Source organism: Phenylobacterium sp. VNQ135 (assembly GCF_049445735.1).
GTDB lineage: Bacteria > Pseudomonadota > Alphaproteobacteria > Caulobacterales > Caulobacteraceae > Phenylobacterium.
Window position 1 is genome coordinate 541,849 of record NZ_JBMSDS010000003.1, and the last position, 24,024, is coordinate 565,872.

The following is a 24,024-nucleotide window of genomic DNA, read 5'->3' on the forward strand; positions in this document are numbered from 1 at the left end:
GACCTTCGTCGCCCGGGCCTTTTCCGTGGCGGCTCCAGCCTTTGAGCGGCCCACGCCTCCGCGCTACGGCTTGGCCGTGAAGACCTTGAATCCGGGCTCGTCGGCGATCGCCAGCATCTCGGTGTCGCCCGAGGTGTCGCCGTAGGCGGCGGCCAGGCGCAGGTCGGGGCCGAAGACCTCGTGAAGACGCACGACCTTCTCCGGTCCGCGGCAGTTGGGACCCGAAAACGCGCCCAGCACGCGGTTCTCGGCGTCGTAGGAGAGTTGGGTCCCCAGGACGAGATCGGCGCCCAGGCCGTGTCCGAACGGGGAGACCACGATGTCGGGGGACGCGGTCACGATCACCATTCGGGCCCCGCGCTCCTGCCACCGCCTCCAGGTCGCCAGCGCGTCGGGACGGAACAGCTTGGCTGCGAACAGCTCGGCGAAGCGGTCTGCGTCGGCCTGCAGCCGGTCGTGCGGGACGCCCCTGAGGTAGACGCTGACCGCCGCCGCCTTGATCCGGCCACGGTCGCGGTGGACCAGATAGGCGAGGGCGGCGGGGACGAGCTGCAGGCAGCCGAGCCACCAGCGGACAGGACCCGCCCGCCACTTCAGGAAGGTGGTGAAGCTGTCCTTGGTCGTGATCGTCCCGTCAAAATCGAACGCTACGATCGGCGCTTGCGCCGCAGGCGCCGGCTCTTGTGCCATTTCCGGGCGAATCCCATCTAAGAGCATGAGGCGCCCATCCACAGGTCGTCGCGCCGCGTTTTGTCGCTCCGGCGAGCGAGCCCTTGTGATCCGGGGCCGGATCGGGGAATGTCAAGACTTGGACAACCCGCGGCGCGTATTCTGCATTGATACGGCGGACATGCCCCCCGCCAACGCCAAGGGGTGCGAGGCAGGCCAATCGACCGGCCGGCGTCGTCGAGAGAGTGAGACCAGACCATGACCAAGGCCGCGAGCGGAGATTCGAAGAGCACGCTCTACTGCTCTTTCTGCGGCAAGAGCCAGCATGAAGTCCGCAAGCTTATCGCGGGCCCTACCGTGTTCATCTGCGATGAATGCGTCGAGCTGTGCATGGATATCATCCGGGAAGAGCACAAAATTTCCTTCGTGAAGTCGAAGGACGGCGTGCCGACGCCCAAGGAGATCCGCGAAGTCCTCGACGACTACGTGATCGGCCAGGACCACGCCAAGAAGGTCCTCTCGGTCGCTGTGCACAACCACTACAAGCGCCTCAGCCACGCGACGAAGAACAACGACGTCGAGCTGGGCAAGGCCAACATCCTGCTGATCGGTCCCACCGGCACCGGCAAGACGCTGCTGGCCCAGACGCTGGCTCGAATCATTGACGTGCCGTTCACCGTGGCCGACGCCACGACGCTGACCGAGGCCGGCTACGTCGGCGAGGACGTCGAAAACATCATCCTGAAGCTGCTGCAGGCCGCCGACTACAACGTCGAGCGGGCCCAGCGCGGCATCGTCTACATCGACGAAGTCGACAAGATCAGCCGCAAGTCGGACAACCCCTCGATCACCCGCGACGTATCGGGCGAGGGCGTCCAGCAGGCGCTGCTGAAGATCATGGAAGGCACCGTCGCCTCGGTGCCCCCGCAGGGCGGCCGCAAGCACCCGCAGCAGGAGTTCCTGCAGGTCGACACGACCAACATCCTCTTCATCTGCGGCGGCGCCTTCGCCGGCCTCGAGAAGATCATCTCGGCGCGTGGCCAGGGCACCTCGATCGGCTTCGGCGCCAAGGTGTCGGACCCCGACGACCGCCGCACCGGCGAGATCTTCCGCCAGGTGGAACCGGACGACCTGCTGCGCTTCGGCCTGATCCCGGAGTTCATCGGCCGTCTGCCGGTGATCGCCACCCTGGACGACCTGGACGAAAAGGCCCTGGTGAAGATCCTCACCGAGCCGAAGAACGCCTTCGTGAAGCAGTACGTCCGCCTCTTCGAGATGGAGAACGTGGGCCTCACCTTCACCGACGACGCCCTGATGGCCGTGGCCCGCAAGGCGATCCAGCGCAAGACCGGCGCGCGGGGCCTCCGCTCGATCCTGGAAGGCGTGCTGCTCGACACGATGTATGAGCTGCCGACGTACGACGGCGTCGAGGAAGTGGTGGTCAACGCCGAGGTGATCGAAGGCCGGGCCCAGCCGCTGATCATCTACGCCGAGCGCCGCGACAAGGGCGGCGCAGCCTAGGCGCGCGCGTAAACCGAACCTCGGGGCCCCGCAGGCGACTGCGGGGCCTTTCGCTATCGGGGTCCACCCATTGCGGAAATGCGGACCAGGGACCATCTAGAATGTGTGTCCGAGGCAAATCCTTGCGCAGCTCGCCTCTTCTCCACCGGTAAAGCTAACCTGTGGACAGCGATGAGGCCGAGTGTCGCGCACGGTTGTTGCGGCGCTTGAACACCCCGCGAAACCGTCCACATAAATCAATCGAACAACCGCCGCAGCCCGGCGGACGGGTCGTCCGACTCAGGCGCATCGTCTGAAGTGACCGCGATCCGGCAGGCCAGGTCCGATCCAAACGGGCCGGCCAGGAGTTAGAGCATCATGTCCGAGATTAAGATCCTCCCCATCCTGCCGCTGCGGGACATCGTGGTCTTCCCGCACCAGCCGGTTCCCCTGTTCGTCGGCCGCGAAAAGTCCGTGCGTGCGCTGGAGGAAGCGATGCGCGGGGAGGGCAAGCAGATCCTGCTGGCCACCCAGAAGGACAAGGACGACGACGATCCGGCGCCCGACGCCATCTATGACGTCGGCGTCGTCGCCACGATCCTGCAACTGCTGAAGCTGCCCGACGGCACCGTGAAGGTGCTGGTCGAAGGCCGTGCGCGCGCCGGCATCACCCGGTTCACCGGCCAGGGCGACTACTATGAGGCGGAAATCGCCTACGTGCAGGAAGACGGCGCGAATTCGCCCGAGGCCGAGGCGCTGAGCCGCGCGGTCATCGAGCAGTTCGAAAACTACGTCAAACTGAACAAGAAGGTGCCGCCGGAGGCCCTGGCGGCCATTCCGCAGATCGACAATCCGTCGGAACTGGCGGACCGCATCGCCGGCCACCTGTCGGTGAAGATCGCCGAGAAGCAGCAGCTGCTCGAGGTCTTCAACGTCGTGAAGCGGCTGGAGAAGGTCTACGCCCTTATGGAGGGCGAGATCTCGGTCATGCAGACCGAGAAGAAGATCCGCAACCGCGTGAAGCGTCAGATGGAGAAGACGCAGCGCGAGTACTATCTGAACGAGCAGATGAAGGCGATCCAGCGCGAGCTGGGCGAGCAGGACGACCATCGCGACGAACTGCTCGAGCTCGAAAAGCGGATCAAGAAGACCAAGCTCTCGAAGGAAGCCCGCCAGAAGGCCGAGGCCGAGCTGAAGAAGCTCCGCAACATGAGCCCGATGTCGGCCGAAAGCACCGTCGTCCGGAACTACCTGGACTGGCTGCTGTCGATCCCGTGGGGCAAGGCCAAGCAGAAGCCCATCGACCTTCAACGCGCCGAGGACATCCTCAACGAGGACCACTACGGTCTGGAGAAGGTGAAGGAAAGGATCCTCGAGTACCTGGCGGTGCAGAGCCGCGTGGGCTCGCTGAAGGGCCCGATCCTGTGCCTCGTCGGCCCGCCCGGCGTCGGCAAGACCTCGCTCGGCAAGTCGATCGCCAAGGCGACATCGCGCGAGTTCGTGCGGGTGTCCCTGGGCGGCGTGCGTGACGAGGCCGAGATCCGCGGCCACCGGCGCACCTACATCGGCTCCATGCCCGGCAAGATCATCCAGTCGATGAAGAAGGCGAAGACCACCAACGCGTTCTTCCTGCTGGACGAGATCGACAAGATGGGCGCGGACTGGCGGGGCGACCCCTCGTCGGCGCTGCTCGAGGTGCTGGACCCGTCGCAGAACACCACCTTCGGCGACCACTACCTCGAGGTGGACTACGACCTCTCGCCGGTGATGTTCGTCACCACGGCGAACTCGCTCAACATGCCCCAGCCGCTGCTGGACCGCATGGAGATCATCCGCATCCCCGGCTACACCGAAGATGAGAAGGTCGAGATCGCCAAGCGCCACATCCTGGCCAAGCTGACCAAGGACCACGGCCTGAAGCCGGAAGAGTTCGTGGTGCCGGAGGAGACGATCCGCGACCTCATCCGCTACTACACGCGGGAGGCCGGCGTCCGGAGCCTGGAGCGCGAGCTGGGCAATCTTGCCCGCAAGACGGTCCGGGACCTGGCGCGCGAGAACGTCGCCTCGATCACGATCGACGCCGAACGGCTCGAGAAGTATGCGGGCGTCAAGAAGTACCGCTACGGCGAGACGGACAAGGAGGATCAGGTCGGCATCATCACCGGCCTGGCGTACACCGAGTTCGGCGGCGACATCCTGACGATCGAAGCGGTCAAGATGCCGGGCAAGGGCCGCATGACGGTCACCGGCAACCTGAAGGACGTGATGAAGGAGTCGATCTCGGCGGCGAACAGCTATGTCCGCAGCCGGGCGACGAAGTTCGGGATCGAACCCCCGGTCTTCGAGCGGACCGATGTCCACATCCACGTGCCGGACGGGGCGACGCCGAAGGACGGGCCGTCCGCGGGCGCCGCCATGGCCACGGCCATCGTGTCGGTGCTCACGGGCATCCCGATCCGCGCCGATCTCGCCATGACCGGCGAGGTCACGCTTCGGGGGCGGGTCACCGCCATCGGCGGGCTGAAGGAGAAGCTGCTTTCGGCCCTCCGCTCCGGCGTGAAGACGGTGCTGATCCCGGAAGAGAACGAGAAGGACCTCGCCGACATCCCGGATAACGTGAAGTCGGGCCTGGAGATCATCCCGGTCTCGACGATGGACCAGGTGCTGGCCAAGGCGCTGATCCGTCAGCCGACGCCCATCGACTGGGACGACACGGCTCCGGTGGAAGTCGCAGCCGAGGAGTCCGACACGGCTGATGTCGAGGCGGTGATCACGCACTAGCCGCTCGGCTGATCAAAACTTGTGACAAGCGGGCGGCGCGGGAGAGATCCCGCGCCGCTTCGTTTGACGGTTAAGCTCGGACGCGCCTTAAATGACGCGCTTAGGGGGCGGCGTGGCGCGGTTGGGGCGTCTGCAGCCCGCCAAAACACAAAAAAAGCGGGTGGGAGACTCTGCACATGACGAAGGCCGAACTCGTCTCGGCGATCGCCGACAGGGCCGGGCTGAACAAGGCTCAGGCCAAGGAAGCGCTGGACGCCTTCATCGCCTCGGTCTCGACATCTCTCAAGGCTGGCCGCGAGGTGCGGCTGGTGGGTTTCGGCAGTTTCGTACCGGTGAAGCGCGCGGCGGGTATGGCGCGCAACCCGCGAACCGGAGAGCAGGTCCGGCGGCCGGCAAGCGCCACGTGCCGCTTCCGCGTGGGCGAGGCGCTGAAGAGCACGCTCAACAGCTGAGGCGTCCAAAGGCTTGGAAGAGGGCGGCTGTCGGTGGCGGCCGCCCTTTTCCATTTGCGGGCGCAGCGGCATCGCGCTAGGAGCGCGGCCATCCACGGGGAGTAGCCGTCCGCGCGACAGCGGAGCCCGCGTCAACAGACTTGCCCCTTGCCTGGATCGGGCGGGAGCATGGCGCAGGCGGCGGACCGTTCGACGGTCCGGATTGGCGAGACCGGCGATGCGGTTCCGGCGCGGGCGCGCGGGGCCAGGCATCGTCGTGTCGAGCGCCGCGCCCTGGAGTCAAAGCGTTGGAAGCCCTGCTCATTTCGACCGGCGTGGTCGCCATCGCCGAGATCGGCGACAAGACGCAACTGCTGGCTATCGTCCTGGCCGCGCGGTTCCGCAAGCCGCTGCCGATCATCCTCGGTATCCTCGTCGCGACCCTGCTGAATCACGCCGCGGCGGCCGCAATTGGCGTGGTCGTCGCGAAGTACCTCAGCGGGCCGCTGTTCCAGGGGCTGGTGGGCGCGGGCTTCGTGGCGATGGCGCTATGGGCGCTGATCCCCGACAAGGAGGACGACGACGCCGGGGCCCGGACCATGGGCGGGGTCTTCCTCACCACGCTCGTGGCCTTTTTCCTGGTCGAGATCGGCGACAAGACCCAGATCGCCACGACCCTGCTGGGCGCCCGGTTCCAGAACGTCGCCCTCGTCACGGCGGGGACGACCCTGGGCATGATGGCCGCCAACGTCCCGGCGGTGCTGCTGGGGGAGGCGGTCACCAAGGTCGTGCCGCTCAAATACGTGCGGATCGGCGCGGCGATCCTCTTCGGGATCATCGGCCTGTGGGTCCTGCTGGCGGTCTTCGCCGGCTCGCGGTAGGGCTTGCTCCGCAAGGGGAGGAACCTGGATGACCGCTGACGCGATCGCCCGAGATGGCGACAAGGCCTTCCTCGGCCATCCGAAGGCGCTGGCATATCTCGCCTTCTCCGAGGCCTGGGAACGGTTCTCCTACTACGGCATGCAGTCGCTGCTGGTCCTCTACATGACCAAGCAACTGCTGCTCTCGCCGCATGTGGACCAGATCGCGGGCTTCGAAGGCTTCCGCGGCGTGATCGGCGCAATCTACCGGCTGCCGGGCGACGCCTCGACCCAGGCGGTCGCCTCGACCATCTTCGGCCTCTACACCAGCCTCGTCTACCTGACGCCGATCTTCGGCGGCTTCATCGCCGACCGCCTGCTGGGGCGGACCCGCACGATCATCGTCGGCGCGCTGCTGATGTCGCTGGGCCACTTCCTCATGGCCTTCGACGTCTCGTTCCTGCTGGCGCTGCTCTGCCTTGTGCTGGGCACAGGCTGCTTCAAGGGCAACATCGCCGGCCAGGTGGGCGGCCTCTATGCGGAAGGCGATCTGCGGCGAGCGGACGCCTTCCAGATCTTCTACCTGGGCATCAACGCTGGCGTGATCGCAGCTCCGCTGATCGCAGGCACGCTGGGCGAGGGCGTGGGCTGGCACTACGGCTTCGGCGCTGCTGGCGTCGGCATGCTGATCGCCCTCGCCATCTACCTGTGGGGCCGGCGGCATCTGCCGCCAGATCCGCCGCTCAGGAAGGCCAAGGACGTCGAGAAGCCCAAGCTCTCGGCCCACGACTGGCGGACGATCGCCGTGCTCGTGGCGCTTATTCCCGTGCTTGCGTCGTCGGTGCTGGTGAACCAGCAGATCTTCAACGCCTACCTGGTCTGGGCGGACACCAGCGTCGACATGACCTTCTTCGGCCAGAAGCTGCCGACCACCTGGCTGATCACGCTCGACAGCATCGTGTCGGTCTCGTTCCTGGCCGGGATGGTGGTGTTCTGGCGCCTCTGGGCCAAGCGCTTCAAGGAGCCGGACGAGATCGGCAAGCTGACGATCGGCACGTTCATCTCGGTGCTCGGCGCGCTCTCGCTGGCCGCCGGTGCGGCCGTAGCCGCCGCGGCGGGGACCAAGGTGAGCCTCTGGTGGCTGATCGCCTTCGAGATCTTCAACAGCGCCGCCTTCGCCAACATGCTGCCGGTGTCGCTGGCGCTTTACGCCCGGGCCGCGCCGCCCGCGGTGCTGGGCACGATGATCGGCGTCTATTACCTCCACCTCGTCGCCGGCAATCAGACGGTCGGCGTGCTCGGCACCCTGCTGGAGAAGATGCCGGCCAGCCACTTCTGGCTGATGCACGCGGGCATCGCCGCGGCGGCTGGGGTGGTCTTCCTGATCGTCGGCCGGTTCTTCGCCAAGCTTCTCAGTCACGAGGCGGTTGGAGCCGGGCGGGCGGCGCCCTAGAAGCGCGGAGGTGAGGGCGGCTAGCTCAGCTGGTTAGAGCATCTCGTTTACACCGAGAGGGTCGGGGGTTCGAATCCCTCGCCGCCCACCAGCCTTCGCGCCAGAGAAGCGATCGATGCACTACCGCCCGCTCGGCCGCACGCGCCTGACCGTCTCGGAGCTGGGCTTCGGCTGCGCGAGCTGGTGGGGCAAGCCGCGCTTTCCGGAGGCCCAGGCGCTGGGCCTGGTCCACGCCGCCATCGACCTCGGCTTCACGTTCTTCGACACGGGGGCGAGCTATTCCGCCGGCGAGGCGGAGCCCCGGCTGGGACGCGCGCTGAAGGGGCGGGACCTGTCCAAGCTGGTGATCGCCAGCAAGGCGGGCACCTATCACGCCGGCGGCGGGAGGATCGCCCGGGACTTCTCACCGGCCGCGGTCGTCGCCAGCGCCGAACGCAGCCTGAGGAACCTCGGGTTGGAGAGCCTGGGGCTGCTACAGCTCCACGGGCCGGCGGTGTCCGAGCTGACCGACGAGCTGCTGGGCGCGGTGACGAGCCTGAAGGCGAGGGGGCTCGTGCAGGCGCTGGGCGTCAACAGCTTCGACGCCGCCGTGATCGAACACGTGGTGGGCCTGCCCCAGTTCGACGTGGTGATGGTCGACTACAATGTGCTGCGACCCGAGCGCGAGCCGCTGATCGCCCGCGCGGCCGCGGCCGGGAAGGGCGTGCTGGCCGGCATGGCCCTGGCGATGGGACACACGCGGCCGCTGCTCGCCCGCCTCAAGGGGCCGCAGGACCTCTGGTACGCCGCGCGCGCCCTGGCCCGGCATCGCGACGAGCTGGCGCGCGGCGCCCGCTTCCGCTTCCTTCATCAACAGTCGGGGGTCACCGGCTCGCAGGCCGCCCTGGGCTATGTCCTGGCGAACCCTGACGTGAGCTGCGCGGTCTTCGGCGCGACACGGATGGCCCACCTGGTGGAGAACGCCGAGGCGTCGGAATTGCGGGTTCCGGACGCGCTGATGGCGCGGATCCGCGACGCCCAAGCAGCATCCTGACGTGGGGTGAGGGCTTCCGCCGCCCGAGCGCGGGAGTCATGCTCCGCCCAGAAGAACAACGATAACTGCTGGGTAGGAACATGGTCGCAGGTCCGGACCTCGATGAGATCCTCAAGGACGCCCACCTGCCGGCGCTGATGGCGGCGCTGGTGCATCTGACTGGCGACACCAGCTGGGTCAGGCCTGAATGGGCGCCGACCTACAACCCGATGGCGCGCGACGACATCGGCGTCTCCGAAGAGGAGCAGAGCCGGATGCGCGAGGCCGCCAAGGCGGCGATCCAGGCGCACTTGGACGGCAAGTCCGTGCAGCTCCGCGAGCCGGATGGGGCCACCCTGCGGCGGATGATCGACTATGTCGCGGGCGCGCAGATCCCCGAGGGCTACGCCGACTTCCTCACCGACGAACTGGCGCTGGCCGGCAAGTCGTCCAAGGACCCGCAGTTCGAGCAGCCGAAGCTCAAGGAAGCCGCGCGAAGGCTGCACGTGCTGGTGATCGGGGCGGGCATGTCGGGCCTGCTGGCCGGCATCCGGCTCAGCCAGGCCGGCGTCCCCTTCGAGATCGTCGACAAGAACGCCGACGTGGGCGGCACCTGGTTCGAGAACACCTACCCGGGCTGCCGGGTGGACAACTCGAACCACATGTACAGCTACTCCTTCGAGCCCAACCACCACTGGCCCCAGCACTTCTCCACCCAGCCGGTGCTGCTGAGCTACTTCCGCGGCATCGCCGAGAAGTACGACCTTCGGAAGCACATCCGCTTCGAGACCTTCGTCGAGGAGATCGCCTGGGACGAGGGACGCGCCGTGTGGCGCGCTCGCCTGCGCGGCAAGGACGGCCGGATCGAGACGGTGGAGGCCAACGCCGTCATCAGCGCCGTGGGCCAGCTCAACAGGCCGAAGTTCCCGGACATCGAAGGCCTCGGCAGCTTCGAGGGCCCGGCCTTCCACTCGGCGGAGTGGCGTCACGACGTCGACCTGACCGGCAAGCGCGTCGCGGTGATCGGCACCGGCGCCTCCGCCTACCAGTTTGTGCCGGAAATCGCGCCAAAGGTGGGACAGCTGAAGGTCTTCCAGCGCACGCCGCCGTGGGGCCTGCCGGTGCCGCACTATCACGAGGACGTGCCCGGGGGCATGAAGTGGCTGCTGGAGCACGTGCCCTATTACGACAAGTGGTACCGCTTCTGGCTGTTCTGGATGGTCACCGACGGCTTCCTGCCGATGGTGAAATCCGACCCCGCGTGGAGCGGCGGGCCGCGCGCCGTGGGGCCCGAGAACGCCATGCTGCGCGAGATGTGCGAGCAGTCGCTGGCGGCGCAGGTCGCCGATCGGCCGGACCTGCTGCCCAAGGTGATCCCCGAGTATCCCATCGGCGGCAAGCGCGCGGTTCTGGACAACGGCGTGTGGCTCGCGGCGCTGAAGCGGCCCAACGTGGAGCTGATCACCGAGAAGCTCGCCCGGATCGACCCGAAGGGCGTCGTCACCGCCGACGGGACGCTGCACGAGGTGGACGTCCTGATCTACGGCACGGGCTTCCAGGCCTCGAACTTCCTCTCGTTCCTGAAGGTGAAGGGGAAGGGCGGCCGCGAGCTGCACGACGTGTGGGGCGGCGACGCCCGCGCCTATCTCGGCGTGACGATCCCGGGCTTCCCGAACCTCTTCCTGACCTATGGGCCCAACACGAACATCGTCGTGAACGGCTCGATCATCTTCTTCTCGGAGTGCGCGGTTCGCTACATCGTGGGCTGCCTGCGGCTGCTGGCCGAGACGGGCGCTGCGGCCATGGAGCCGAAGAAGAGCGTTCATGACGCCTTCAACGCCAAGGTCGACGAGGCGAACCAGGGCTGGGCCTGGGGCTCGCCGCACGTGTCGAGCTGGTACAAGAACGCCCTTGGCCGGGTGAGCCAGAACTGGCCCTTCGGCCTTATCGACTACTGGCGGGCCACACTCGCGCCAAACCCGGAGGACTATGTCCTCGAGAAGGCCCCAGAGGCGGTGGCCTGATCCTCAGCCGGGAGGCCGCATGCGCGTTCTTGTCCTGACCTGCGCCGCAGCGCTCGCCGCCTGCCAGCGCCCGGCCGAGCCGGCGGCAGCGCCAGCCGCGGCGCCCCCGGCGTCGACGGCGGTGAACGCCGACCCGAAGGTGACGCTCTACACCTGTGAGGACGGCCGGCGGATCGAGGCCGGCTATCCCGACGCCCAGACGGCGATGGTGAAGGTCGACGGCCGCCCTTATCCGCTGAAGATCGCCGTCTCCGGCAGCGGCGCGCGCTATGTCGGCTACGGTCTCCAGTGGTGGACCAAGGGGCCCGACGCGATGCTCGCCAGTCTGAAGCCAGGCGAGGAGGTGGCCAGCGCCAAGCCGGTGCGCTGCTGGTCCGGCGAGGCGCCGGCCGTCGAGCCGCCCGAGCCGGGAACGCCGGGCGGCCTGCCGGATGACCGCACCCCGGTCTCGGAAGCGCCGTTCACGCCGGAGAGCGCCCAGGGCGCCGCCAACGTCGTGCAGACGTTCTACGCCTATCTCGAGGCGGGGAAGGTGGACGAGGCGGCGAAGCTGATGCGCAATGCAGCGCCGCCGGACGTGAGTCGGTATTCCAGCTACCACGCCCAGGTCGGCGCGCCGGGCCAGATCGAGGGCGCCGCGGGATCGCTGTTCGTCGAGACGCCGGTGGTGATCTACGGCCGACTCAAGACCGGCCAGGAAGTGCACCAGTCGGGCAGGGTGGTGCTGCGCCGCGTGAACGACGTTCCGGGCTCCACGACCGAACAGCGCCAATGGCGCATCGAGCGTATCGAGCTGAAGTAGCGATCTTGGGAATCTCGCCGGCTTCCGAGGGGAAGTGGCGCGAGTGACGGGGCTCGAACCCGCGACCTCCGGCGTGACAGGCCGGCGCTCTAACCAACTGAGCTACACCCGCGTAAGGCCCGTGGGCCGTGCGAGGCGGCTCTCATATGGGCGTGCCGGAATCGTGTCAACGAGAGTCTGTGGGCGCGGCGAATTTGCCCTGGCGAACGCCGGTTGATTGCGACCGTTTCGCAACTGCGTCGGGCCGTTTGAAACCCCGGGACGGGTGGTCTAGAAGGGCGCCCGACTCCTCCCGAGGACTCCATGAACGCGTTCCTATCCGAGTACCTGCCCATCGTGATCTTCATCGGGATCGCGGCGGCGCTGGGTATCGCCTTCATTCTCGCCGCGGCCATCTTCGCCCCCAAGGCGCCGGACCCGGAAAAGCTGTCGTCCTACGAGTGCGGATTCAACGCATTCGATGACGCGCGGATGAAGTTCGACGTCCGGTTCTACCTCGTCTCGATCCTGTTCATCATCTTCGACCTGGAAGTGGCCTTCCTGTTTCCGTGGGCCGTCTCCCTGATGAAGCTGCCGCCTGACGTGGCGCAGTTCGCCTTCTGGTCGATGATGACCTTCCTGGGCGTCCTCACGGTGGGCTTCATCTACGAATGGAAGAAAGGCGCCCTGGAATGGGAGTGATCGTTCCCGCGGGCTCCGCCGGTCGCACGACCGTCGAAGGCTATGATCCCAAGCTGCACGACCCGTACTTCGACGGCGTGTCGCAGCGCCTGGCGGACAAGGGCTTCGTCACCGCCGCCGCCGACGACCTGATCACCTGGGCCCGCACCGGCTCGCTGATGTGGATGACCTTCGGTCTCGCCTGCTGCGCGGTCGAGATGATGCAGGCGTCCATGCCGCGCTACGACCTCGAGCGCTACGGTTTCGCGCCGCGGGCCAGCCCGCGCCAGTCGGACGTGATGATCGTGGCCGGCACCCTGGTGAACAAGATGGCTCCCGCCCTGCGCAAGGTCTACGACCAGATGCCGGAGCCGCGGTACGTCATCTCCATGGGCTCGTGCGCCAACGGCGGCGGCTACTACTACTTCAGCTATTCGACCGTCCGCGGCTGCGACCGCGTGGTGCCGGTGGACGTCTATGTCCCAGGCTGCCCGCCGACCGCCGAGGCGCTCGTCTATGGCGTGCTGCAGCTCCAGAAGAAGATCCGCCGCACCGGGACGATCGTGCGATGAGCTGGCCCGCGACGAACTCCGACCTGGAGGCCCTGGGCCAGACGCTGGTCGCCAACGGCGCCGGCGTCTTCGGCAGCTACGACGTGGCGTTCGGCGAGCTCACGCTGACGGCGCCCGCGGGCCGCATCGTCGAGGCCCTGACGCTGCTGCGCGACAGCCACGCCTTCCAGCAACTGATCGACCTCTGCGGCGTGGACTATCCGGAGCGCGAGCGGCGCTTCGACGTGGTGTACCACCTGCTGTCGTTCACCAAGAACCGCCGCATCCGGGTGAAGGTCCAGACGGACGAGGACACCGCCGTCCCGTCGGTCGTGAGCGTGTTCCCCAACGCCGACTGGTACGAGCGCGAGGCGTTCGACATGTACGGCATGTTCTTCGAGAACCACCCGGACCTGCGCCGGATCCTCACCGACTACGGCTTCCACGGCCATCCGCTGCGGAAGGACTTCCCGATGACCGGCTACGTCGAGGTCCGCTACGACGACGAGCTGAAGCGGGTGGTCTATGAGCCCGTGAAGTCGGTGGAATGGCGCAACTGGGACTTCCTCTCGCCGTGGGAAGGCATGGAGCGCGGCTTCTCGCCCGTCCTGCCCGGCGACGAGAAGTCTGAAGAGAAGACCAAGCCATGACCGGCCAGAACATCCAGGCGGCGCCCAACGACGCCAACGTGCAGGGCCTGCCGGAAACCAAGGTCCGCAAGTTCAACATCAACTTCGGTCCGCAGCACCCGGCGGCCCACGGTGTGCTGCGCCTCGTGCTGGAGCTCGACGGCGAGGTCGTGGAGCGGGTCGACCCGCACATCGGCCTGCTGCACCGCGGCACCGAAAAGCTGATGGAAGCCCGGCCTTACGCCCAGACGATCCCCTACATGGATCGCCTGGACTACGTGGCCCCGATGAACCAGGAGCATGCGTACTGCCTGGCCATCGAGAAGATGCTGGACGTGACGCCGCCGGTCCGGGCGCTGCTGATCCGCACGCTGTATGACGAGATCGGCCGCATCCTGAACCACCTGCTGAACGTCACGACGCAGGCGATGGACGTCGGCGCGCTCACGCCCCCGCTGTGGGGCTTCGAAGAGCGCGAGAAGCTGATGGTGTTCTACGAGCGCGCCTCGGGCGCCCGCCTGCACGCCAACTACTACCGCGTCGGCGGCGTCCGCCAGGACCTGCCCGAAGAGCTGGTCCGGGACATCTCGGACTGGTGCGACGCCTTCCCGAAGGTGCTCGACGACATCGAGGGCCTGATCACGGACAACCGCATCTTCAAGCAGCGGAACGTCGACATCGGCGTGGTCACCAAGGACGAGGCGATCGCCTGGGGCTTCTCGGGCGTGATGGTGCGGGGTTCGGGCATTCCCTGGGACCTGCGCCGCAGCCAGCCCTACGCGATGTACTCCGAGATGGAGTTCGACATCCCGCTCGGCGTGAACGGCGACTGCTACGACCGCTATCTCTGCCGCATGCAGGAGATGCGGGAGTCGACCAAGATCATGAAGCAGTGCTGCGACCGGCTCCTGAAGACGACGGGCCCGGTGCTGGTCGACGACAACAAGGTGGCTCCGCCGCGGCGGGGCGAGATGAAGCGCTCGATGGAGGCGCTCATCCACCACTTCAAGCTCTACACCGAAGGCTATCGCACGCCGCCGGGCGACGTTTACGCCTGCGTCGAGGCGCCGAAGGGCGAGTTCGGCATCTATCTGGTCAGCAACGGCACCAACAAGCCGTACCGCGCCAAGATCCGCGCCCCGGGCTATCCGCACCTGCAGGCGATGGACTGGATGAACCGCGGCCACATGCTGGCAGACGTGTCGGCCATCCTGGGCTCGCTCGACATCGTGTTCGGGGAGATCGACCGGTGACGGCCGCCGCCCTGAACCCGGCCGACATCGTGCAAGGCCAACTGGACGCCTACAACGCCCAGGATCTCGACGCCTTCTGCGCCTTCTATGCGGACGACGCGGTGCTCGCCGGGTATGGCGGCGCGGTCACCGCCCAGGGGCTGGCGGCCATCCGCGAGCGCCACGCCAAGCTCTTCGCCGAGTTCCCGCAGAACAAGGCCGAGCTGAAGAACCGGATCGTGGTGGGCTCGAACGTGATCGACCACGAGTTCGTCACGCGCTCGCCGGGCGGCGAGACCTTCGACGTCGCCCCGATCTACACCCTCGCCGGCGGCAAGATCGCCCGCGTCGACTTCGTGAAGTGAGGCCGCGACCTTGAGCGTCCGTCGTCTATCGCCGATCCAGCCCGAAAGCTTCGCCTTCAGCCCTGAGACGCTGAAGAAGGCTCAGGCGTGGATGGCCAACTTCCCCGCGGGCAAGCAGCAGTCGGCCGTGGTGCCGGTGCTGTGGCTGGTGCAGAAGCAGGAAGGCTGGGTCTCCGAGCCCGCGATCCGCGCGGTGGCCGAACTGCTCGGCATGCCGGTGATCCGCGTGCTGGAGGTGGCGACCTTCTACACCATGTTCATGCTCGAGCCGGTGGGCACGCATGCGCTGGTGCAGGTCTGCGGCACGACGCCGTGCCAGACCCGTGGCTCCGAAGCGCTGATGGAGGTCTGCAAACGCCGCATCGGCGCGCAGAACCACCGCTCGGCCGACGGCAAGTTCTACTGGCAGGAAGTCGAATGCCTGGGCGCCTGCGCCAACGCGCCGATGGCCGCCATCAACGACTACTACTACGAGGACCTCACGCCTGAGAGCCTCGAGAAGCTGTTGGACGACTTCGCGGCCGGCAAGGCGCCGCCGCCCGGGTCGGCCATCGGCCGCCAGGGCTCGGCGCCGGAGGGCGGTCCGATGACCCTGACCGACGCCAGCCTGTACGACGGCTCGCGGGCCAAGAAGATCAAGATCCCGAACCTGCCGGCGAAGGAGAAGGCGTGATGGCGGGCATCCTTGCCGACAAGGACCGCATCTTCACCAACCTCTACGGCCTGCACGACTGGGGCCTGGACGGTGCGAAGAAGCGCGGCTGCTGGAACGGGACGGCGGACATCATCGCCCAGACGCCCGAGTGGATCTGCGACCAGATCAAGGCTTCCGGCCTGCGCGGGCGGGGCGGGGCAGGGTTCCCGACCGGGCTGAAGTGGACCTTCATGCCCAAGCAGGAGAGCGATCGGCCCCACTACCTCGTGGTCAATGCCGACGAGTCCGAGCCGGGCGCGTGCAAGGACCGCGACATCCTGCGCAACGATCCGCACCTGCTGATCGAAGGCTGCCTCATCGCCTGCCGGGCGATCCGGGCGCACACCGCCTACATCTACATCCGCGGCGAGTACGTGCATGAGCGCGAGCGCCTGACGGCGGCGATCCAGCAGGCCTATGACGCCAAGCTGATCGGCCCGGGCAACGTCCACGGCTGGGACTGCGACGTCCGCATCCAACACGGCGGCGGCGCCTACATCTGCGGCGACGAGACCGCCCTGATGGAGAGCCTGGAAGGCAAGAAGGGCCAGCCACGCCTGAAGCCGCCGTTCCCGGCCGGCGCCGGCATCTGGGGCGCGCCCACCACCATCAACAACGTCGAGTCCATCTCGGTCGTCGGCACGATCCTGCGCCGCGGCGCCGACTGGTTCGCGGGCTTCGGCACCGAGAAGTCGACGGGCACCAAGCTGTTCGCGGGCTCGGGCCACCTGAACAAGCCCTGCGTCGTGGAAGACGCCGTGGGCATTTCGGTGAAGCAGCTGATCGAGGAGCACTTCGGCGGCGTCCGCGGCGGCTGGGGCAACCTGAAGGCGGTCATCCCGGGCGGCATCTCGGTTCGCATGATCCCGGCCCACGAGGCCGAGGAAGCCGTGATGACCTACGAGGACCTGCAGGCCCGCGGGTCGGGCCTCGGCACCGGCACCATGATCGTGTTCGACAAGGACGCGGACCTGGTGAAGGCGATCGCCCGCGCCAGCTACTTCTACAAGCACGAGAGCTGCGGCCAGTGCACGCCGTGCCGCGAAGGCACCGGCTGGATGTGGCGGGTCATGGAACGGATGGTCACCGGCGAAGCCGAGATGTCCGAGATCGACCTGCTGCTGGACGTCGCCAGCCAAGTCGAAGGCCACACGATCTGCGGCCTGGGTGATGCGGCCGCGTGGCCGATCCAGGGCCTCTTCCGTCACTTCCGCCACGAGGTGGAGGAGCGGATCAACAACTACCGCGCGCGCAAAGGCTCGTACGCCGGCGCGTCCATCGCGGCGGAGTAGTCCGGAATGCCTATCGCCAAGGTCGACGGGGTCGAGGTCGAGTTCGAGCCGGGGATGAACGTCCTCCAGGTGTGCGAGCTCGCCGGCAAGGAGATCCCGCGTTTTTGCTACCACGAGCGGCTGTCGATCGCCGGCAACTGCCGCATGTGCCTGGTCGAGGTGAAGCCCGGCCCGCCGAAGCCGCAGGCGTCCTGCGCCCTGCCGGCGGCGGAAGGCCAGGAGATCTTCACCGACACGCCGATGGTGAAGAAGGCCCGCCACGGGGTGATGGAGTTCCTGCTCATCAACCACCCGCTGGACTGCCCGATCTGCGACCAGGGCGGCGAGTGCGACCTGCAGGACCAGGCCATGGGCTATGGCCGCGACGACAGCCGCTACCAGGAGAACAAGCGGGCCGTCGAAGAGAAGTACATGGGTCCGCTGATCAAGACGGTCATGACCCGGTGCATCCAGTGCACCCGCTGCGTGCGCTTCATCACCGAAGTGGCCGGCGTTCCTGACATCGGTCTCATCTCCCGCGGCGAAGACGTTGAAATCACGACGTATCTCGACAAGGCCGTAGGCTCGGAACTGTCGGCCAACGTCATCGACCTCTGCCCGGTCGGCGCGCTGACCCACAAGCCGTGGGCCTTCAACTACCGCCCGTGGGAGCTGAAGAAGACCGAGAGCGTCGACATCATGGACGCGCTGGGCTCGGCGATCCGCGTCGACAGCCGCGGCCCCGCGGTGCTGCGCGTGCTGCCGCGCATCAACGACGCGGTGAACGAGGAGTGGATCTCGGACAAGACGCGCTACGCCATCGACGGCCTGTCGCGCCAACGCCTCGACCGTCCGTACATCCGTGAGAACGGCAAGCTGCGCGTCGCCGGCTGGGGCGAGGCCCTGGACCTGGTCGCGGCCAGGCTGAAAGCCGCTTCGGCCGACCGCATCGGCGTCATCGCCGGCGACCTGCAGGACGTCGAGTCCATGAAGGCCGCCAAGGACCTGTTCGGGGGCCTGGGCGTCGCCAGCCTGGACTGCCGTCAGGACGGCTCGGTGCTGGGCGCCGGTCCGCGCGAGAGCTGGCTGTTCAACTCCACCCTGATGGGGATCGAGGAGGCCGACGTCATCCTGATCGTCGGCGCCAATCCGCGGATCGAGGCTCCGGTGCTGAATGCGCGCCTCCGCAAGCGCTGGCTGGCCGGCGCGCTCCGAGTGGGCGTGATCGGCGAGGCCGCCGACCTGACCTACAACTACGACTACCTGGGCGCCGGCCCCGCCAGCCTGACGGGCCTGTCGAAGTCGAAGAACGACTTCGTGAAGGCGCTGAAGGAAGCCAAGGCTCCGGCGATCATCGTCGGCGGCGGCGCGCTCTCGCGCGCCGACAGCGCCGCGGTGCTGCAGGCGGCGGCCGGCTTGGCCAAGACCTTCGGCATGACCTGGAACGTGCTGCACACGGCGGCGAGCCGCGTGGGCGGCCTGGACCTCGGCTTCACGCCGCAGGCCGGCGGCAAGACGGCGCGCGAGCTGGTCCAGAAGGGCGGCGCCGACGTGCTGTTCCTGCTGGGCGCCGACGAGATCGACGCCAGTCAGTCCGACGCCTTCGTTGTCTATCTGGGCACGCACGGCGACGCCGGCGCGCACCGCGCCGACGTGATCCTGCCCGGCGCCGCCTACACCGAGAAGAACGGCATCTATGTGAACACCGAGGGCCGCGTGCAGCTCGGCTTCCGCGCCGTCTTCCCGAAGGGCGAGGCGCGCGAGGACTGGGCGATCCTGCGGGCGCTGTCCGAGCGCGTCGGCACGACGCTGCCGTACGACAGCCTGGACCAGCTGCGGGCCAAGCTGTTCGCCGATCACCCGACCTTCGGCCGCATCGACTACGTGCCGGAGACGCCGGCGGCGTTCGATCTGGGCGGGCTCGGCGCCAAGGGCGAGGTCTCGGAAGACCCGTTCTGGAGCGGTGTGAAGAACTTCTACCTGACCAACCCCATCGCCCGCGCCAGCGTGACGATGGCCGAATGCGCCGCGCTCGCGGCCGGCGCCACGAAGATCGCGGCGGAGTAGGGCATGCAGACTTCCTTCTGGGAAACCCCGGGCGGCTGGACCCTGCTCACCATCGGCCAGATCCTGGCCGTTATGGTCTGGATCCTGCTGTCGCTGGCCTTCCTGCTCCTGGCCGACCGCAAGATCTGGGCGGGCGTGCAGATGCGGAAGGGTCCGAACGTCGTGGGCCCGTTCGGCCTGCTGCAGTCGTTCGCCGACTTCCTGAAGTTCGTGCTGAAGGAGATCGTCGTCCCGTCCGGCGCGGACAAGACGGTCTTCCTGCTGGCGCCGCTGATCGCCTTCACCCTGGGCTTCGCCGCCTGGGCGGTGATCCCGCTGGCCCCCGGCTGGGTGGTCTCCGACATCAACGTCGGGATCCTCTACCTCTTCGCCATCAGCTCGCTGGGCGTCTACGGCATCATCATGGGCGGTTGGGCTTCGAACTCGAAGTACCCGTTCCTGGGGTCGCTGCGGTCGGCGGCGCAGATGGTCTCCTACGAGGTCTCGATCGGCTTCATCATCGTGGCCGTGATCGTGCTCGCCGGCACCATGAACCTTCAGGGGATCGTGGCCAGCCAGCAGGGCGGCTTCTGGAACTGGTACGCCTTCGGCGGCCCGGGCGGCCTCGAGAAGCTGCCGCTGCTGATCTTCATGATCCCGCTGGCGGTGATCTTCTTCATCTCGGGCCTCGCCGAGACGAACCGTCCGCCGTTCGACCTGCCGGAAGCCGAGTCCGAACTCGTGGCCGGCTACGCCGTGGAATACTCGTCGACGCCCTACCTGCTGTTCCAGATCGGCGAGTACGCGAACATCGTGCTGATCTGCGCGATGACGACGATCCTGTTCTTCGGGGGCTGGACCGCGCCGTTCCCGACGCCGTTCACGGACGCATGGCATCCGACGGCGGCCAGCTTCTTCTACTTCATGTGGTTCTTCCTGAAGGTCATCTTCTTCTTCTTCCTCGTCTCGATGGCGAAGGCGATCGTGCCCCGCTACCGCTACGACCAGCTGATGCGGCTGGGGTGGAAGGTGTTCCTGCCGTTCTCGCTGATCGCGATCTTCTTCATCTCGGGCTGGGCGCTGTTCGTGCTGCGGCCAGCGATGGGCGCGTGAGGACGGCGACCATCATCCTGGCGCTCGTGGCGCTCTCCGGCTGCGCGAGCGCGCCGGCGTACCGCGACGAGGGTCTTGCGACCTACGACGCCCTCCGCGACGCGCAGCAGGCCTGCGCCGCCAAGGGCGAGAAACTGAAGCTGAGGGACGGTGGGAACGCCAGGCGGCTGGACCACTGGACCTGCCAGAAGGACTGAGACGTAAGATGCTGAACCGGATCGGTCAGGCGGTGAAGGGCGCGGCCCTGCTGGATTTCGCCGGCGCCTTCGGCCTCGCCATGAAGCACATGGTGCGGCCCAAGAAGACCGTGCAGTACCCGCACGAGCGCAACCCCCAGAGCCCCAGGTTCCGCGGCGAGCACGCCCTGCGTCGCTATCCCAACGGGGAAGAGCGCTGCATCGCCTGCAAGCTGTGCGAAGCCGTGTGCCCGGCCCAGGCCATCACCATCGAGGCCGAACCGCGCGCCGACGGCAGCCGGCGGACGACCCGCTACGACATCGACATGGTGAAGTGCATCTACTGCGGCCTGTGCCAGGAGGCCTGCCCGGTGGACGCCATCGTCGAGGGGCCGAACCTGGAGTTCGCCGTCGAGACCCGCGAGGAGCTCTACTACGACAAGGAGCGCCTGCTGGATAACGGCGACCGCTGGGAACGCGAGATCGCGAAGAATCTGGAACTGGACGCGCCGTACCGCTAAACCCGCGGCGCGATTCCGCCGGCCGCTTCGAGGCGGCTGATCTGAGGGACGAAAGACGAGCCGAATGGCCCTGCAGGCGATCGCATTCTATCTGATGGCGGCAGTCACCGTCGCAGCCGGTTTCGGCGTGGTCTCCGCGCGCAACCCGGTGCACTCGGTGCTGTGGCTGATCCTGGCCTTCTTCTCGGCCGCGGGCCTCTTCGTCCTGATGGGCGCGGAGTTCCTCGCCATGCTGCTGGTCGTCGTCTACGTGGGCGCCGTCGCGGTGCTGTTCCTCTTCGTGGTCATGATGCTGGACGTCGACTTCGCCGCCCTGCGGCAGGGCTTCGCCCGCTACATGCCGCTGGGCCTGTTGATCGCGGGCGTCCTGGCCGTCGAGATGATCGTCGTCTCCTCGACCGTGGCGACGCGCGGCGCGGCGGGCGGCAATGACCACCCGATGGCGGCGGGCGGCGCTGGCGCCAACGTCACCAACGCCGAGGCGATCGGCCGGGTGCTCTATACGGACTACGTCTACTTCTTCCAGGCCTCGGGCCTGGTGCTGCTGGTCGCCATGATCGGCGCGATCGTGCTCACCCTGCGCCATAAGCCGGGCGTGAAGCGCCAGCTGGTCGCCGACCAGGTCCTGCGCACGCCGAAGAGCGGCATGCGCGTCATCGACATCAAGCCGGGCGAGGGGATCGGGGAATGATCGGCCTAGCGCACTATCTGGCCGTCGCCGCGATCCTGTTCACGATCGGCGTCTTCGGCATCTTCGTGAACCGCAAGAACATCATCGTCATCCTGATGTCGGTCGAGCTGATCCTGCTCGCGGTGAACATCAACCTGGTGGCGTTCTCGGTCTATCTGGGCGACGTGGTGGGGCAGATCTTCGCCATGTTCGTGCTCACCGTCGCGGCCGCCGAGGCCGCCGTGGGCCTGGCCATCCTGGTCACCTTCTTCCGCAACCGCGGCGACATCGCCGTGGACGACGCCTCGATGATGAAGGGCTGAGCGCGAGCGCTATGGATCCGAAAGTCCTCGTCACCGTCATCCTGTTCGGCCCGCTGCTGGGCGCGATCACCGCTGGCCTGTTCGGCCGCGTGATCCCCAGCAAGGTCTCGCAGAGCGTCACCACCGGCTTCCTGTTCCTGTCCGCCATCCTGTCTTGGGTGGTGTTCAGCCGCTGGACGTGGGGCGGCCTCGAGCCGTTCACCGTCACCTACGCGCCCTTCATCCACGTGGGCGACTTCATCTCGAACTGGTCGTTCCGCCTGGACGGCCTGTCGGCGGTGATGCTGGTGGTGGTGACGACCGTCTCGTCGCTCGTGCACCTCTACTCGTGGGGCTACATGGCCGAGGACCCGCACAAGCCGCGGTTCTTCGCCTATCTCTCGCTCTTCACCTTCGCCATGCTGGCGCTGATCAGCGCCGCCGACTTCATGCAGCTCTTCTTCGGCTGGGAAGGCGTGGGCCTGGCGAGCTACCTGCTGATCGGCTTCTGGTTCAAGAAGCCCACCGCCAACGCCGCCTCGATCAAGGCCTTCGTGGTCAACCGCGTGGGCGACTTCGGCTTCGCACTGGGCATCATGACGGTGTTCTGGGCCTTCGGGACGATCCAGTTCGCCGAGATCTTCCCGCAGATCGCCGCCAACGCCGACCGCACCTGGGAATTCATCGGCCGCGACTGGCGTCTGATGGACCTCGCCTGCGGCCTGCTGTTCATCGGCGCGATGGGCAAGTCGGCCCAGTTCTTCCTGCACACCTGGTTGCCCGACGCGATGGAGGGCCCGACGCCGGTGTCGGCCCTGATCCACGCCGCCACCATGGTCACCGCCGGCGTCTACATGGTCTGCCTGCTGTCGCCGATGTTCGAGTACGCCCCGGTGGCGAAGAACATCGTCACCGTGATCGGCGCCGTCACCGCGCTGTTCGCCGCGACCGTCGGCCTGACCCAGAACGACATCAAGCGGGTCATCGCCTATTCGACCTGCTCGCAGCTCGGCTACATGTTCTTCGCCGCGGGCGTCGGCGCCTATCAGGCGGCCATGTTCCACCTCTTCACCCACGCCTTCTTCAAGGCGCTGCTGTTCCTGGGCGCCGGCTCGGTGATCCACGGCATGGCCCACGAGCAGGACATGCGCCGCTACGGCGCGCTGGCCAAGTTCCTGCCGATCACCTTCGCGGTGATGACCATCGGCACGATCGCCATCACCGGCCTTGGCATTCCGTTCGTCGACTGGGGCTTCGCCGGCTTCTACTCGAAGGACGCGATCATCCACGCGGCCTACGAGGCGGCGCAGGCCGGCCACGCCATCGGCTGGTTCGCCTTCATCATCGGCGTGCTGGTGGCGGGCCTGACGGCCTTCTACTCCTGGCGCCTCGCGTTCTTCACGTTCCACGGTCACGCCCGATGGACGCCGGAGGACCTCGAGCACCACTGGCACAACCGCGACCACGATCACGGCCACGACGATCACGCCAGCCACGCGCAGGCGGAGAGCCATGACGAACCGCTGGCCGACGAACATGCCCACGGTGCGCATGACCACGGTCATGGCCATGGCGACCACCAGCCGCACGAGAGCCCGTGGAGCATGCGCATCCCGCTGATCGTGCTGTCGATCGGCGCCATCGCCGCGGGCTTCGCCTTCCATCACCAGTTCATCGGCGACGAGAAGGCCGAGTTCTGGCGCGGCGCCATCTACAACGCGCCCGTGGAGCACCACGGCCCGGCGCCGGCGGCGCATGCTGCGGCTCCGGCCGAGCATGCCGCCACCGACGCCGCCCAGCACGCCGCGGGCCCGATCCCGGCTCCGGCCGCGGAGCAGCCGGCGGAAGAGCATCACGCACCGGTCTGGGTAATCCTGGCGCCGCTGGTGGCGTCGGTCCTCGGCCTGCTGGTGGCGGCCTACGTCTATCTGCTGAAGGAAGGTCTGGGCGCACGCCTCGCCGCGCGCGGCGGGCCGCTCTACACCTTCTTCTACAACAAGTGGTTCTTCGATGAGCTCTACCAGGCGACCTTCGTCCGCGGGGCGAAGTTCCTGGGCGACCTGTTCTGGAAGGGCGGGGACCAGAAGATCATCGACGGCCTGGGTCCCGACGGCGTCTCGGCGCTGTCGGTCCGCGTGGGCCGGGGCGCCGGGCGCCTGCAGTCCGGCTACGTCTACCACTACGCCTTCGTGATGCTGCTGGGCGTCGCGGGCCTGCTGACCTACGCCCTGTGGGCCTGGAACGCCTGAGGGGGATAACGAT

At 67.4% G+C, this 24,024-nt stretch carries 23 protein-coding genes and 2 tRNA genes; 23 read left to right on the top strand and 2 right to left on the bottom strand.

The genetic code is table 11. The features are described from left to right. Positions 1-63: 63 nt before the first annotated feature. Positions 64-690, bottom strand: a complete 627-nt coding sequence (locus tag ACO2Q0_RS13825) for an HAD family hydrolase (RefSeq protein ID WP_423352085.1) — start codon at positions 688-690, stop codon at positions 64-66. A 237-nt stretch (positions 691-927) separates the two neighbouring features. On the opposite strand from ACO2Q0_RS13825, the gene clpX reads away from it, so the two are divergent. From clpX to ACO2Q0_RS13870, 9 genes are all read left to right on the top strand, one after another. After that, entirely contained in the window at positions 928-2,190 is a 1,263-nt protein-coding gene (clpX, locus tag ACO2Q0_RS13830; protein ID WP_423352086.1) for an ATP-dependent Clp protease ATP-binding subunit ClpX, read from the top strand. 357 nt (positions 2,191-2,547) lie between these two features. Next, the gene (gene lon / locus ACO2Q0_RS13835) at positions 2,548-4,950 is read left to right on the top strand and encodes an endopeptidase La (RefSeq protein WP_423352087.1); all 2,403 of its coding nucleotides are present in this window, start codon (positions 2,548-2,550) and stop codon (positions 4,948-4,950) included. Between the two features lie 176 nt (positions 4,951-5,126). Further along, positions 5,127-5,402: an HU family DNA-binding protein gene (locus tag ACO2Q0_RS13840; protein ID WP_423352088.1), complete on the top strand. Its 276-nt coding sequence runs from the start codon at positions 5,127-5,129 to the stop codon at positions 5,400-5,402. Positions 5,403-5,689: 287 nt separating this feature from the next. Then, positions 5,690-6,262 (top strand): TMEM165/GDT1 family protein, encoded by a 573-nt coding sequence (locus tag ACO2Q0_RS13845; protein WP_423352089.1) that lies wholly within the window; start codon positions 5,690-5,692, stop codon positions 6,260-6,262. 28 nt (positions 6,263-6,290) lie between these two features. Further along, complete coding sequence (locus tag ACO2Q0_RS13850; protein ID WP_423352090.1) at positions 6,291-7,694, top strand: peptide MFS transporter; 1,404 nt, start codon at positions 6,291-6,293, stop codon at positions 7,692-7,694. A gap of 14 nt (positions 7,695-7,708) precedes the next feature. Continuing rightward, positions 7,709-7,785: transfer RNA gene (locus ACO2Q0_RS13855), tRNA-Val, on the top strand. Positions 7,786-7,809: 24 nt separating this feature from the next. Beyond that, the gene (locus ACO2Q0_RS13860; RefSeq protein ID WP_423352091.1) at positions 7,810-8,727 is read left to right on the top strand and encodes an aldo/keto reductase; all 918 of its coding nucleotides are present in this window, start codon (positions 7,810-7,812) and stop codon (positions 8,725-8,727) included. A gap of 80 nt (positions 8,728-8,807) precedes the next feature. Continuing rightward, the gene (locus tag ACO2Q0_RS13865) at positions 8,808-10,730 is read left to right on the top strand and encodes an NAD(P)-binding domain-containing protein (protein WP_423352092.1); all 1,923 of its coding nucleotides are present in this window, start codon (positions 8,808-8,810) and stop codon (positions 10,728-10,730) included. A 19-nt stretch (positions 10,731-10,749) separates the two neighbouring features. Next, a complete protein-coding gene (locus tag ACO2Q0_RS13870) occupies positions 10,750-11,532 on the top strand; it encodes an MliC family protein (protein WP_423352093.1) in 783 nt (260 codons plus the stop codon). A gap of 35 nt (positions 11,533-11,567) precedes the next feature. Here ACO2Q0_RS13870 and ACO2Q0_RS13875 read toward each other — a convergent pair. After that, positions 11,568-11,644, bottom strand: a tRNA-Asp gene (locus tag ACO2Q0_RS13875). Positions 11,645-11,835: 191 nt separating this feature from the next. Between ACO2Q0_RS13875 and ACO2Q0_RS13880 the strand changes: the two genes are divergently transcribed. The 14 genes from ACO2Q0_RS13880 (at position 11,836) to nuoL (ending at position 24,011) form a co-directional block, all read left to right on the top strand. Next, positions 11,836-12,213 carry an NADH-quinone oxidoreductase subunit A gene (locus ACO2Q0_RS13880; protein WP_423352094.1) on the top strand — a complete coding sequence of 126 codons (378 nt, stop codon included), beginning with the start codon at positions 11,836-11,838 and terminating at the stop codon, positions 12,211-12,213. Beyond that, positions 12,183-12,764, top strand: coding sequence for a NuoB/complex I 20 kDa subunit family protein (locus ACO2Q0_RS13885; protein WP_409637205.1), 582 nt, complete (start codon positions 12,183-12,185; stop codon positions 12,762-12,764). Before ACO2Q0_RS13880 ends, ACO2Q0_RS13885 begins: the two co-directional genes overlap by 31 nt. Further along, positions 12,761-13,393: an NADH-quinone oxidoreductase subunit C gene (locus tag ACO2Q0_RS13890; RefSeq protein ID WP_423352095.1), complete on the top strand. Its 633-nt coding sequence runs from the start codon at positions 12,761-12,763 to the stop codon at positions 13,391-13,393. Before ACO2Q0_RS13885 ends, ACO2Q0_RS13890 begins: the two co-directional genes overlap by 4 nt. After that, positions 13,390-14,625, top strand: coding sequence for an NADH-quinone oxidoreductase subunit D (locus ACO2Q0_RS13895; protein ID WP_423352096.1), 1,236 nt, complete (start codon positions 13,390-13,392; stop codon positions 14,623-14,625). The genes ACO2Q0_RS13890 and ACO2Q0_RS13895 overlap by 4 nt, the downstream gene beginning before the upstream one ends. After that, complete coding sequence (locus ACO2Q0_RS13900) at positions 14,622-14,969, top strand: nuclear transport factor 2 family protein (RefSeq protein WP_423352097.1); 348 nt, start codon at positions 14,622-14,624, stop codon at positions 14,967-14,969. The genes ACO2Q0_RS13895 and ACO2Q0_RS13900 overlap by 4 nt, the downstream gene beginning before the upstream one ends. Before the next feature lie 10 nt (positions 14,970-14,979). Beyond that, the gene (gene nuoE / locus ACO2Q0_RS13905) at positions 14,980-15,642 is read left to right on the top strand and encodes an NADH-quinone oxidoreductase subunit NuoE (protein ID WP_423352098.1); all 663 of its coding nucleotides are present in this window, start codon (positions 14,980-14,982) and stop codon (positions 15,640-15,642) included. Beyond that, positions 15,642-16,955 (top strand): NADH-quinone oxidoreductase subunit NuoF, encoded by a 1,314-nt coding sequence (gene nuoF / locus ACO2Q0_RS13910; RefSeq protein WP_423352099.1) that lies wholly within the window; start codon positions 15,642-15,644, stop codon positions 16,953-16,955. The genes nuoE and nuoF overlap by 1 nt, the downstream gene beginning before the upstream one ends. Positions 16,956-16,961: 6 nt before the next feature. Then, positions 16,962-19,001 (top strand): NADH-quinone oxidoreductase subunit NuoG, encoded by a 2,040-nt coding sequence (gene nuoG, locus ACO2Q0_RS13915; protein ID WP_423352100.1) that lies wholly within the window; start codon positions 16,962-16,964, stop codon positions 18,999-19,001. A gap of 3 nt (positions 19,002-19,004) precedes the next feature. After that, the gene (gene nuoH / locus ACO2Q0_RS13920; RefSeq protein WP_423352101.1) at positions 19,005-20,093 is read left to right on the top strand and encodes an NADH-quinone oxidoreductase subunit NuoH; all 1,089 of its coding nucleotides are present in this window, start codon (positions 19,005-19,007) and stop codon (positions 20,091-20,093) included. Then, positions 20,090-20,290, top strand: coding sequence for a hypothetical protein (locus ACO2Q0_RS13925; protein WP_423352102.1), 201 nt, complete (start codon positions 20,090-20,092; stop codon positions 20,288-20,290). Before nuoH ends, ACO2Q0_RS13925 begins: the two co-directional genes overlap by 4 nt. Before the next feature lie 8 nt (positions 20,291-20,298). Continuing rightward, a complete protein-coding gene (gene nuoI / locus ACO2Q0_RS13930; RefSeq protein ID WP_309093106.1) occupies positions 20,299-20,790 on the top strand; it encodes an NADH-quinone oxidoreductase subunit NuoI in 492 nt (163 codons plus the stop codon). 64 nt (positions 20,791-20,854) lie between these two features. After that, the gene (locus tag ACO2Q0_RS13935) at positions 20,855-21,481 is read left to right on the top strand and encodes an NADH-quinone oxidoreductase subunit J (protein WP_423352103.1); all 627 of its coding nucleotides are present in this window, start codon (positions 20,855-20,857) and stop codon (positions 21,479-21,481) included. Further along, positions 21,478-21,783, top strand: coding sequence for an NADH-quinone oxidoreductase subunit NuoK (gene nuoK / locus ACO2Q0_RS13940; protein ID WP_423352104.1), 306 nt, complete (start codon positions 21,478-21,480; stop codon positions 21,781-21,783). The genes ACO2Q0_RS13935 and nuoK overlap by 4 nt, the downstream gene beginning before the upstream one ends. 11 nt (positions 21,784-21,794) lie before the next feature. After that, a complete protein-coding gene (gene nuoL / locus ACO2Q0_RS13945; RefSeq protein ID WP_423352105.1) occupies positions 21,795-24,011 on the top strand; it encodes an NADH-quinone oxidoreductase subunit L in 2,217 nt (738 codons plus the stop codon). The last annotated feature ends 13 nt before the right edge of the window (positions 24,012-24,024 follow it).